At 64.1% G+C, this 11,464-nt stretch carries 10 protein-coding genes and 1 pseudogene; 2 read left to right on the forward strand and 9 right to left on the reverse strand.

Annotation, left to right across the window (positions count from 1 at the left end):
* The 7 genes and pseudogenes from BRW65_RS30430 to rplM form a co-directional block, all read right to left on the reverse strand.
* Positions 1-841 (reverse strand): annotated as a pseudogene (locus BRW65_RS30430) (hypothetical protein); the annotation flags it as partial.
* 1 nt (position 842) lies between these two features.
* Positions 843-1,172 carry a type VII secretion target gene (locus tag BRW65_RS30435; protein ID WP_073881139.1) on the reverse strand — a complete coding sequence of 110 codons (330 nt, stop codon included), beginning with the start codon at positions 1,170-1,172 and terminating at the stop codon, positions 843-845.
* A gap of 116 nt (positions 1,173-1,288) precedes the next feature.
* The gene (locus tag BRW65_RS30440; RefSeq protein WP_432206473.1) at positions 1,289-2,119 is read right to left on the reverse strand and encodes a hypothetical protein; all 831 of its coding nucleotides are present in this window, start codon (positions 2,117-2,119) and stop codon (positions 1,289-1,291) included.
* Positions 2,119-4,461, reverse strand: coding sequence for a hypothetical protein (locus BRW65_RS30445; RefSeq protein WP_073881141.1), 2,343 nt, complete (start codon positions 4,459-4,461; stop codon positions 2,119-2,121). The genes BRW65_RS30440 and BRW65_RS30445 overlap by 1 nt, the downstream gene beginning before the upstream one ends.
* Positions 4,462-4,662: 201 nt before the next feature.
* On the reverse strand, positions 4,663-6,000 hold the full coding sequence (gene glmM / locus BRW65_RS30450; RefSeq protein ID WP_073881143.1) for a phosphoglucosamine mutase: 1,338 nt from the start codon (positions 5,998-6,000) through the stop codon (positions 4,663-4,665).
* A gap of 149 nt (positions 6,001-6,149) precedes the next feature.
* Positions 6,150-6,638, reverse strand: coding sequence for a 30S ribosomal protein S9 (gene rpsI, locus BRW65_RS30455; protein ID WP_073881145.1), 489 nt, complete (start codon positions 6,636-6,638; stop codon positions 6,150-6,152).
* A complete protein-coding gene (gene rplM, locus BRW65_RS30460) occupies positions 6,635-7,078 on the reverse strand; it encodes a 50S ribosomal protein L13 (RefSeq protein WP_007172542.1) in 444 nt (147 codons plus the stop codon). Before rplM ends, rpsI begins: the two co-directional genes overlap by 4 nt.
* A gap of 585 nt (positions 7,079-7,663) precedes the next feature.
* Here rplM and BRW65_RS31095 point away from each other — a divergent pair.
* A complete protein-coding gene (locus tag BRW65_RS31095) occupies positions 7,664-9,229 on the forward strand; it encodes a deaminase (RefSeq protein ID WP_084188111.1) in 1,566 nt (521 codons plus the stop codon).
* 189 nt (positions 9,230-9,418) lie between these two features.
* On the opposite strand, the gene BRW65_RS30470 is transcribed toward BRW65_RS31095, so the two are convergent.
* A complete protein-coding gene (locus BRW65_RS30470; protein WP_084188113.1) occupies positions 9,419-10,312 on the reverse strand; it encodes an ImmA/IrrE family metallo-endopeptidase in 894 nt (297 codons plus the stop codon).
* Between the two features lie 10 nt (positions 10,313-10,322).
* Positions 10,323-10,712 carry a helix-turn-helix domain-containing protein gene (locus tag BRW65_RS33035; RefSeq protein WP_084188115.1) on the reverse strand — a complete coding sequence of 130 codons (390 nt, stop codon included), beginning with the start codon at positions 10,710-10,712 and terminating at the stop codon, positions 10,323-10,325.
* A 156-nt stretch (positions 10,713-10,868) separates the two neighbouring features.
* Between BRW65_RS33035 and BRW65_RS30480 the strand changes: the two genes are divergently transcribed.
* The gene (locus BRW65_RS30480; protein WP_073881151.1) at positions 10,869-11,354 is read left to right on the forward strand and encodes a multiubiquitin domain-containing protein; all 486 of its coding nucleotides are present in this window, start codon (positions 10,869-10,871) and stop codon (positions 11,352-11,354) included.
* Positions 11,355-11,464 lie beyond the last annotated feature (110 nt).

An 11,464-nucleotide genomic window follows, 5' to 3' on the forward strand; every position in this document is an offset into this window, starting at 1 on the left:
GTTGCGGAGCAGCGGGAATCGGGGCCGGCGCGAGCGTGGCCGCCGTCGGCGGCGGATCCGGCGGCGGGCTCGGGGCCGCGGCCGCGGGCGTCACCGTGACCGCTGGCGTCGCGCTGGGCGGGGCCGCCCGCGGTGGCTGGTAGCCGGGGCCCAAATCACCGGGGGCCTCGAAGCGCACCGTCGGCGCGGCCGCCATCCGGTCGGTGACCATGTCGTAGGCGGTGTCGACACCGTCGCGCGTCGACCGCATCGTCGTCAGCCAGTCGTCGCGAATCTCGTTGTCCACGTACGGCATTACCTGCTCGCGCACCACCGCCTCGGCGGCTTGCCGGTCCCCCGCGCCCGTCGCGACCGTGGCGGCGGCGGCCAGCCACCCCGGCCGTAGCGCCTCGGTGCGGCCGTCGACGGCGACGGCGGTCGCGACCTTCGAGTCGACCAGGTACCAGAGGTTGTCGCGCAGTGACTCGCATCGCTGCGCGGCCGCGCGCAGTTCCGTCGCGACCGCGCCGGCGGCGTCGCAGTGGCGTTCCATAAACCGCACCGCGGCGTCGCCGCCGGGCCCGGTCCACGCCGCGGCCAGCTCGGCAACCTGGGCGCGCTGCACGCGCAGCGCCTCGGCGACCGTCTCGCCCGCCGCCCGCAGCTGGGCGCAATCACGGTCCAGCGCGTGAAGATCGAGGCCGTCTTCGGTGTCATACCAGTCGCGGAGCTGCGCGGGATGCGCCGTCAGGTCCGGATGTTGGTAGCCCAGGGCGTGGCAGGCCCGCACGTAACGCTCGGTGTGCTCGACGGCCGGCAGGCCCTCGGCGAGGCGCCCGGCGACATCCAACCGACCGGCCATGTCAGGCGATCCGTTCCGCGGCATACAGTTCGGCGTCGGCATAGCGGTCGGCGCTGGCCCGCAGGGCGGCGGCGATCTCGACGGACGCGCGCGCCCACTGTGCCACCTCGGCCGTCAGCCGCCCCAACTCGGAGCGCAGCGCGTCACCGCGCGCGGTGTGCGCGCGCCCGGCGGCGGCCCCGCCAAAAGCCAGCCGGCCCAGCTGATCGCTGAGGGCGCGCTCGATCACCTCGGCGCTGGCACGGAATTGGTCGGCGACGCGATGCGTCGCCGACACGTCGATCTCGGTGCGCGCCACGACGACCGGTCGTATTCCCCTGTCGAATCTCATGCTTAATCCGACGGCCGGCCCCGCACCCCGGTTCCCAGAGATTCAGCGCGCCCGCGCCGGCCGGTGTGGGCCAGCCAACGACAGCGAAAACCCGTGTGGGCTGGGCCTATTGGTCATCAAGAGGCCGGGCTCGGGGCCGGCCAGCCGGGAGCCGGCGGCAGGGTGGGAAAGTCGGAGCGCGGATATTCGCCGCCGCGGATCAGGTCGGGGTGCGGGGGCGCTTTGGCGCGGCAGGCGTCGGTGTCGCGAGCGATATCGGGCCATTCGGAGGCCAGGCCGTATTCGGCGAAGTACCCACCCTGATGACTGGTGATCCTCCAGCCGCCGAACACGTCGACGGACGGCGCGCGCGCCGGTCCCTGTTGGGCGGCCAGTTGCGGGCCGGGGGCGGCGGGAGCCGTCATCGTGATTCGCATCGGGTCGATGCCCGAATCGGGGGGAGGCAGGCCGATGTTGGGGGTGTACCCGTGGCCCTGCGCTTGCGCGGTCCCGAACGCATATTCACAGACCACCACCGTCACGTCACGGCCAGACGTCGCGATCGAGAGGATGTGGTCGTATTCTGTTCCTACCCAGGGGTTTTCGGTCCTACGGTCGGTCTTCGGCCACAGGAACCGGGTGCCAGTCGGGTTATCGATCGGCTTGTTGGGGTCTACCGCCTGCTTGAATCCTGGGTACAGGAATCTGTCCTCGCCGGTGATGGAGGCCAGCAGGTAGGACTCGGCATAGGCCCGAACCACCACGGCGGGCCAGGCGGTCACGTCGATACCTGGCTCCGCGCTCCACACCACACTGAAATCGTTCAGCGCTGACGGCCATCCTGCCGGCGTCGTGGACGTGGGCGACGCGGTCTGGCCCGGCCGGCCGGAGGCACACCCCGTCACAGCCGCCAACGTGATGGCCGCCAGAGCCGTGAAAATGCGTGCTGCGCGCCGGGTGCTCATCATTACTTCCCCGGGGGTTCCGGTACGCCGATGACATTGTTGTAGCGGTCGACCATGTATTGATCCGGCGACATCTTCTCATTCGGCGGCAGGTCCAGCGACTGGGACAACACGGGGCCGAGGACATTGTTGTATTGGCCGGCCGTGAGATCGGGATGTTTGGCTTGCATCTCGTCAAGGGTCGCGATTCGCCCATTGGGGTGATCATGGTCGTAGACAAGATATTCGGGCGGCAATCCTGAGATGTGCTGGTTCGCGCCGAGCAACGCATCGAGCATGTGTTCGTCGGCATTTCCGATGTCCATGGGCTGAATCGGCGTCTGGCCCGGTGCGGTGGGCGCCGGCCCCAACATGTCGTTTTCGAGGTTGTGCCCGAGCATGCCGATCGCGGGCCCGGTGACTTTGCCCACCCCCGGGACCCAACCACCGGCGGTGCTGGCGGCCTGAACGCCGTCTTCGTAGGCCAGCTTCTTCGAGTCGTATTCCGAAAGCTGTTGGTGGTAACCGTTTTGTTCGTTCGCTTCGTAGGCATTGTGGGTTCCCACGTCGACCAGCCCCCGCAACGTGGCGGCGTCGTAGAGCTGGTCGCTGTAGCCGTCGCGATGCGGGTTCAACGCGAACGACGAGTCGTGCAGCAACGCCTGGGTGTACGCATTCTTGTTGAAGTCCCGCGCCGCGGTGGGGTCGCTGTCGATCACCGAGAATATGCCCTTGGCGAGAGGCAGTGCGCCGGAATGGACATCACCGGTGCGGTCGAGCGGTATGCCGAATTCCGGCAGTCCGCCCGATGTTCCGGCGATGTTGTTGACGTATGGGTCGAGGCCGTGGCCCATCGCTTGGACGAGGTCGGGGTTCACTTGCCCCAAGGTGTGATTCCCCGGGAGATGGAGCAGGTCTGTGGACGCGTGGTGGCCGACGTAATCAGCGTAGGCGCGCGCGGTTTCGCCGGCGATCTTGGCTTCCGGCCCCTGCGCGGCGTCGCCGGTCCAGGAGAACAGCGAACCGACCGCCTGGCCGTTGTCCTTCCACGCGTGATGGGTCAGGTTTTGCAGGAACTTGTCGTGGTCGCCGCCGGTCATGGTGTCGTGGACGACCTGGTGATCCGGCGACATCGCCGACAGCACGTTGGACACGGCGGGGTCCATGGCGGGATCGCGCTCGACGTTTTGGCCCTGGCTCGCCGGGTCGTGTTGCCAGAGAGGGGTGTCCATCATGGCCCCCGCCTTGCGGATCATCGCCCGATCCAGATCGGTGTTGGTCTGGAAGGACTTGTCGCCGTCCTTGACGATGTTGGCGATGTCGTTGGTTTGGCGCATGTATTCCAGGCCGGACGAATTCAGCGCCTGCTGCACACTTTCGGGCAGCTGCGCGGCCCCACCCTTCACCGTGTCGGTGCCCTGCTTCGCGCCGACCTGTAGCGGCGTCTTGGGGAACGTGAGGTTGGGGTTGCTCATCAGCTGCCAGGAGTTGCCGATCATGCCCTTCTCGTCGCCGAGCCGTTGTTCGGCGGTGTTGAGCGCATCGATCGACATGCCGTGTTCTTGAGCTTGCAGCTGGCTCAACACCGACGCCTGCTCGGCGGTCAACGGCACCTTCCCCGCCCGCTGATCGGGCGTGATCGAATTCAGCACCCCGTTCACGCGGGCGGCGGCACCCTTGTCGCCGGCCAGCGCGCCCTTGACGTCCTTTTCGGCCTGCTCGGGCGTCTCGGCCTCGTGGCCGTCGACACCGAGGACCCGGCCCGGGTCGTACCCGTCGTTGGCCAGATTGGTCTGCGCCTGGTGCAGGGAATTCGAATAGTTGTCGCGGGTGGCGTGCAGCTGGTCGAGCGCATCTTTGGTGTCCTCGACGGCGTCGGCTTTCGCGTCCTTGATCAAGGTTTCCAGTGCCTGACGATCTTGCGCACTCAGGTCGGAATGCCTCAGGTCCTCCTCGGCCGCGCCGATGATGCGGTCGAGAACCTGCAACCGACCTTCCAAGGTGGCGATCTCCGCGGCGCCGGTTTTTTGCGCCTCGGCCAGCGTGGCGGCGATGTTTTCCAGGTCGGCGCCGATCTTGGGCAACTGCTCGGACTGGGCTCCCAGCGCCTGGGCGGTGCGCTGCACCTCGGCGGAGCTGTTGATCGGGTGATCGCCGTTCTGGTGATTCCAGGCCGCGTCGAAGCGCTTGCGCGCCTGCTCGAACGCATGGTCGGCCTCGGCGGTAGAGCGCCCGGCGCCATGAAAGGCGGTGGCCAGGCCGGCGATCTGCCCCGGCTGGCCCGCCTGCAGAGTCCGGTTGACCTCCCACGGATCACCACCGGCCCCGGCGACGAGCTCCCCGATGGTCAGATACTTCAGCTGCACCGCATCCCCCCGCGGCGTGCCACGCGCCGACGAGCCAAGCGGACCGCGATCTGCGGCGAACCGCTACCGACAACCATCACCACCCCCGTTTCGGCGCTGGCGACAAGATTACTGGCACGGGCCCGGTGATCAATTCAGTCGCGGACCGCGCGGGCCGGGTGGGGGTCCCTCGACCGGACGCTCCGGGGGCTCGGCGGGTGTTCAGCGCGCGGAGCTGACCGCCTCGGCGACCCGGTTCGCCACGCGCTGGGCGACGTCGGCCTCGGGCGCTTCCACCATGACCCGGATGACGGGCTCGGTACCGGAGGGGCGCAACAGGATCCGGCCGGTGTCGCCGAGTTCGGCCTCGGCGTCGCCGACCGCGGTGCGCACGGCGGGCGCGGCGGCGGCGGTGTCCTTGTCGGCCACCCGGACGTTGATCAGCACCTGCGGCAGGGTCTGCATCGGCGCGGCGAGCTCGGTCAGCGACGAGCCGGTCTGCACCATGCGGGTCATCAACCGCAGCCCGGTGACGATGCCGTCGCCGGTGGAACCAAGCGCGGGCATCACGATGTGGCCGGACTGCTCGCCACCCAGGCTGTAGTCGCCGGCCCGCAGCTCCTCGAGGACGTAGCGGTCGCCGACGCCGGTGGTGCGCACGGTGATCCCGGCGGCGCGCATGGCCAGGTGCAGGCCGAGGTTGCTCATCACGGTGGCCACCAGCGTGTCGGAGGCCAGCTCGCCGGCCTCGCGCATGGCCAGCGCGAGCACGACCATGATGGCGTCGCCGTCGACGAGTTCGCCGTTGGCGTCGATGGCCAGGCAGCGGTCGGCGTCGCCGTCGTGGGCCAGGCCCAGGTCGGCGCGGTGGGCGATGACCGCGGTGCGCAGCGAGTCCAGGTGCGTCGAGCCGCAGTTGTCGTTGATGTTCAGGCCGTTGGGGTCGGCGTTGATCGCGATGACCCGCGCCCCGGCGGCGCGGTAGGCGCGCGGCGCCACCGACGAGGCCGCGCCGTGCGCGCAGTCCACCACCACGGTCAGGCCGTCGAGCCGCAGCGTGCTGGCCTTGCTCAGGTGGCGCAGGTAGCGGTCGTCGGCGTCCTCGGCGTCGATGACGCGGCCGATCCCGGCGCCGACGGGGCGCATCCCGACCTCGGCGGTGACGAGTGCCTCGATCCGGTCCTCGGTGTCGTCGTCGAGCTTGCGGCCGCCGGGGCCGAAGATCTTGATGCCGTTGTCGGGCATCGGGTTGTGCGACGCCGAGATCATCACGCCGAAGTCGGCGTCATAGGCGCCGGTCAGGTAGGCCACCGCGGGGGTGGGCAGCACCCCGACGCGCAGCGCGTCGACGCCCTGGCTGGTCAGCCCGGCGATCACCGCGGCCTCCAGCATTTCGCCGCTGGCCCGGGGGTCGCGCCCGACGACGGCGACGCGCCGGCCGGGTCCGCCCGCGCTGGCCAGGTGCCGCGCGGCCGCGGCGCCCAGCTCGAGCGCCAGCTCGGCGGTCAACTCCCGGTTGGCGACCCCACGGACACCGTCGGTGCCGAATAGTCGACCCATGCGGACAAACCTCTCACAGTTGACGGTTCAGCACCTAACGTGCCCGTTCTTTTCTGACCGAAACGGGGCCCGTTTGGGCGCAGACACGCCGATAGAGGCGCGGGACGCCCCGGTTTGAGGCCCCGTTGCGGCCAGAAAGTGATGGTTGATCAGCGCTTGCTGTACTGAGGCGCCTTGCGGGCCTTCTTCAGGCCGTACTTCTTGCGCTCGGTGGCACGCGGGTCACGGGTGAGGAAGCCGGCCTTCTTCAGCGCGGGCCGGTCCTCGGGCTGCGCCACGATCAGCGCCCGAGCGATGCCCAGCCGCAGCGCCCCGGCCTGGCCCGACGGGCCGCCGCCGTGCAGCAGGGCGAAGATGTCGAAGCTCTCCACCCGGTCGACGGTGACCAGCGGGGCCTTGATCAGCTGCTGGTGCACCTTGTTGGGGAAGTAGTCCTCCAGGCTGCGGCCGTTGAGGTCGAACTTGCCGGTGCCGGGCACCAGGCGCACCCGCACCACGGCCTCCTTGCGGCGGCCGACGGTCTGGATGGGCCGGTCGAAGACGAAGGCTTCGGCGGCCGCGGGGGCGGGCGCCTCGGCCGGGACGTCGGGGGTTTCCGGGGTGGCCGTGGTGTCCAGGGCCTCGGTCGTTTCGGTCACTGGGCCACCTGCTTGATCTCGTACGGAACCGGCTTCTGGGCGGCGTGCGGGTGCTCCGGGCCGGCGTAGACGTGGAGTTTGCGCTGGATCTGACGGCTGAGCTTGTTCTTGGGCAGCATGCCGACGATCGCCTTCTCGACGACGCGGTCGGGGTGCTTCTCCATCAGCTCGCCGGTCGTGCGCGAGTGCAGGCCGCCGGGGTACCCCGAGTGGCGGTAAGCCAGCTTGCTCTGCAGTTTGTCGCCGGACAGGGCGACCTTGTCGGCGTTGATGACGATGACGAAGTCACCGCCGTCGACATTGGGGGCGAACGTCGGCTTGTGCTTGCCGCGCAGCAGGGTGGCTGCCGCGACGGCAAGGCGGCCAAGCACCACGTCCGTGGCGTCGATGACGTACCACGACCGCGTGGTGTCACCCGCCTTTGGCGCGTAGGTGGGCACAGCGCTTACCTTTTCTTTCTCGAGGTGGATCCCGGGTCGAGCCGGGTGCCGATCAGGCGTTCGCGGTGGGGCTGGTCTCGGCGACCGACATTGACCCGAGGCCCCGGCGTACCGCACGCCAACCGAGCAGCTTACCGATGCGCGTCCCCGCAGGTCAAAACGACTGCATGACACACAAGCGCGGACATTGAGCTCGCTCCTGCGCGGCACAGCTAGCTGCATCTCACAGGTTGCGGCGAGCATTCCTACCCCTATGAAGCGGTTCGTACGCCCGCTTCTGCGAGTTGCGGTGCCCACAGGACACGGCACCGGCGCGCAGCCTTCTCGAGGAGCTGGCAAACGAATTGGGTACTCCAACAATCTCGATGACTCGGTTTCGGAAGCGAGGCGGCGACAGAGTTACGAATAATGATCCGCAGTCGCCGGCTAAGCCGCCGTAGCGGCTGGCCAAGCAAGCGCCTGCTCAAAGGTGCTTACGAGGCAGCTTAATTATGTAGGAAACTCTGTACGAGCCGATGCAAGAAGAGTAAAAATGGATGCGGCAATACTATAATACGCAGTCAGCTCCATCGGACGGGAAGTTAAATGCCCGAAGAGATTGGTTCGCCTGGGTACGACCCAACCATCACGTCAACCTGGGGAGGGCTTGTTTTTGGTATCGTCCGGCCCGTCGGCGTCGACCGAGATCAGTTCGTTTCGGTGCTGACTCAACAATTAATTGAATTCGGTTACACGGTCCAACGCGTACACTTAAGTTCGTTGTTCACTGAGACGTACATGAGCGATCCTCCGCCACTAGAACATTTATCAGAAGCCGATCGAATAAATGCACTTATCGATGCCGGCGACAAGTTATGTGAAGTTAGTGGCACGGCCGCGGCAGTCGCACTCTGTGGAGTGCTAGATATTCACCAGCATCGCAAAAGCATTGACCCAACACTTGAGCGGGTAGCGTACATTGTAGATTCAATCAAACGAGTGGAGGAATATTACCAACTTCAAAACATCTACGGTGATCGATACATCCAATTCGGACTGCAATCCTCAGACGAAAATAGACGGAATTTTCTCAAATCTAAGTTACAAGCGGTCACTTTTGCAAAATCTGAAGGGCAGATAGACTCCGAGATAAGCCTCCTCATGGACCGTGACCTGCGCGAATCCGGCAGCTTTGGGCAAAATACCATGCGCGCGTTTCCCGTCTCAGATGTTTTCGTCGACATGGATGCAGACATCGATGGCCAAGTCGCCCGCGTCGTGAATTTGCTCTTCGATAGCCCGCAATACGAAGTTCCCACGACTGAAGAGTACGGTATGCAGCTAGCGTACATTAGCAGTACTCGATCGCCTGAACTGGGCTTGAAAGTAGGTGCTGCAATCTTATCGCAAGACCAACGCGTGATTGCAATGGGCGTAAATGCACATCCGGAAGATAAAGAACAATCACCCACATTTGATGTAAGTGCCTCGGACATCGGAAAGTTAGTGTTAGACACCGTCCAATCTCTAGCGTCGGACTACTTCACCGATGCTGCGAAAACGGCTTTACAAGACGACGCCGATCGATTCACGAGGGAACTTCTTGAAGGCGCGTTGAAGTCAGCTCGTATCCGAGATTTAACCGAATTTCAGCCAACGGTTCACGCCGAAATGTCTGCCCTGCTCGATGCGCTGCGAACGCAGTCTTCGCTTGAAGGGGCGACGATGTACGTAACGGCATATCCGTGCCATGGCTGCGCGAAACATCTTGTCGACCTCAATTTGCCTGTTGTGTACCTGGAGCCTTATCCAAAGAGTCGCGCCGCTGCGATGTACGGAAGCACTGTCAGCCGTATCTTCCGAGCCTTCACCGGTGTTGCTCCCGTCCGGTACCAGAAGATGTTCGCCGTTGCCGACGATCGAAAGCTTCCTGACGGCACACGCAGGACGTGGACACATGCTGACAGATTGCAGGCACAGCCCAAGGTCGACGCGGACGTGACCATCAGCTTGATTAGTGAACGCGAGGTGGAGGCGATCGGGCACTTGCCCGATCCCAACAACGTGGATCTCATGTCTGAAGACCCGTTAGATGTCAGACCGACGGGCAATACTGAGCTGAACGCAGACTGTGAGGTACCGTCTGACCCAGGGAGTGGAGGTGGAAAGTAATGCCTGAACCAGGCGCATCCGATCAGAGACAAGCCCGAAGAGATGCGATACTTGCTGCTCAGAGCAGTTATAGGTCACTGCCTCCCCACCGGCAAGAAGCGCTGAGGGCCCAGTTCGAGTCCGCTTCGTCACGGGCACAACAGCAGTCCGAGTACAAACGTAGGTAACAGATGGCCCACTGGCCGCTCGTTACGCGACACCCGCGATGCGCGCCGTCCGACCAAGAACCTTCGGCTGGCGATAGATGAGCGCAAAGTTAAGCCGGCCGTTGTTGAAAGTATCTACGTGGAACTTCGTTAGCCCGCGTTTTGTGTCGAGAGCTACTTCCGTCGTCCCCCCAATCCCCCGGGAGCTGTCAACCAACGATCTCAGTGTTGGATGCTCATCAATGAAGATCGACTCTGGAATCAGAGTATTCAAGGTCCCATAACGCTCGGCAAAGGCAGTGCTTTGCAGCCGCTGAAATACCTTGAGCGCCAATCTTCCTCCGGGGTGTATGGGGAAACGCCCAACAATCAGTAGCGCGACATGGTAGCCACTAGTTTCGACGTACCGCCGAAGCGCGGCGTGCGCCGATGCGCCGAAGGTAGCGTTGAGCCCAAGCGGAACGTCGATGCTGGGCTTATAGGAATCCGCCATCTTGGCGAATTCATCGTAGCCGAATATGACTTCGGCGGAGAAACCGTTGGCTTCTGCCTCGAGCGTCTGCAGGGTCGCCGGATGCAGAGTTGTTGCGTCATCTGCAAAGTAAGCTCCTTGATGCCAGGGTAGGACCAGATGCCCTAGTTCGTGGGCGTGTGTAAAACGAAGCCGGTCGCGGGGAAGCGATTTGTCCAGGTAGATGACCTTATCGGTGAAGGCGAGTCCGCCGATCACCTTGCGAGTCAATAATTTTGCCTTTTCAAGAAATCCTGGCGGAATATCCTCACCCGCCGCTAGTAAGTCCACGCTGGGGTGAAGGCCAACGGCCGCATCGATCTGCTCTAGTGGAACCGGAATCACACCCCGCACGCCAGCAAGGTTGAGTGCCCCTAGCGCATAGCGCCGGATCTGCTCTCGACTCGATGGTTCAAGGTCGCTCATACCCCGTCACCTAATCGCGTTGTGGACGTTGTGATTTCAAGAATGCGAGGAACTGAAGTAGTTGCTTCTGTTCCGACTCGGTGAGATCTTCCAGGGCACGTAGCGGAACTCCACTCACCGTCGCTTGCGCTGCTGGCGCTTCAGAGCGCGGGATACGGTGGCCCGCTCGTACAAGGAGGTCGGTGTAGTCGATGCCGTATACCTCAGCGAGGTCATATAAGACATGAGGCGACGGGTTCCGAGCCGAGTTATTTTCGATTTGGCTGAGATAGCCGTTCGTGACGCGGTTCTCGGTTCGAGCCTGCACACCACGCAATGTCAACCCGACAGCCCCGCGTGCTGCCTTTAAGTATGAGCCCAATGTTTCTCTCTCTCCGCCCTGATCAGGCACGCTCGTCACGCGAGTCCTCGCTACTCAGCCACATGCACTGATTGTCCTCCCGGATGCTTCGTATGTAAAGCGACGCTCGGTAGAGCTTGCAAGGTCGTGAAGCACTGCTTACTCTGGTAAGCATCGGGCCGGTACCAGTCGTCCCTCAACCTCACGGAGGTAGTCATGCAGGCAGATCTTCGACCACACCTGACGATCTACATTGACGATGCGCCCTACCAGGTGCCCGCGGGCCGCAGATCCGGCGCGGAGCTTCGCGCGCTTACGAATCCTGCGCCAACGGAACTTTGGCTAGATGTTGAAGATGCACAGGACCGCTTGGTGGCGCCCGGTGACGTGATCGATGTAACGGAATACATGCGCTTTTTCACCGGCCAGAGCATCACAATTTTTTTAGACGGTGAGCCGTATTCAGTACCGCCTGGATCCATCTCGGAAGACCAGCTCCGAAAGCTGGCTATCCCGGTGATCAGCGAGGACTTCGGACTCTTCCGAGACGTCGTCGACGTTAGAGACCACCGCATCGCGCCTGGCGAGATCTTATTAATCAGTGATGGCGACCGGTTCTATTCTGCAAAACGCCATCATGCCGAGGTCACCATCATTGTCAACGCCACCCCACATGCGGTACCCATGTCAATGGCCAAGTAGAAGTACCCGCTGGTGGCCGGATAAAAGTACCCACCCCGTGCAGTGATTCTTAGATTGGTTGGGGGTTCTCCTTCCGGTGTTGGGCGTCCTTCATTCGGTAGGACTGGCCG

It is taken from the genome of Mycobacterium paraffinicum (assembly GCF_001907675.1).
Classification (GTDB): domain Bacteria; phylum Actinomycetota; class Actinomycetes; order Mycobacteriales; family Mycobacteriaceae; genus Mycobacterium; species Mycobacterium paraffinicum_A.

Coding starts and splice junctions, on each gene's coding strand:
- glmM (WP_073881143.1), bottom strand. CDS start 6,000: ATGGGTCGACTATTCGGCACCGACGGTGTCCGTGGGGTCGCCAACCGG.
- BRW65_RS30470 (WP_084188113.1), bottom strand. CDS start 10,312: ATGAGCGACCTTGAACCATCGAGTCGAGAGCAGATCCGGCGCTATGCG.
- BRW65_RS30440 (WP_432206473.1), bottom strand. CDS start 2,119: ATGATGAGCACCCGGCGCGCAGCACGCATTTTCACGGCTCTGGCGGCC.
- BRW65_RS30435 (WP_073881139.1), bottom strand. CDS start 1,172: ATGAGATTCGACAGGGGAATACGACCGGTCGTCGTGGCGCGCACCGAG.
- BRW65_RS31095 (WP_084188111.1), top strand. CDS start 7,664: ATGCCCGAAGAGATTGGTTCGCCTGGGTACGACCCAACCATCACGTCA.
- BRW65_RS30480 (WP_073881151.1), top strand. CDS start 10,869: ATGCAGGCAGATCTTCGACCACACCTGACGATCTACATTGACGATGCG.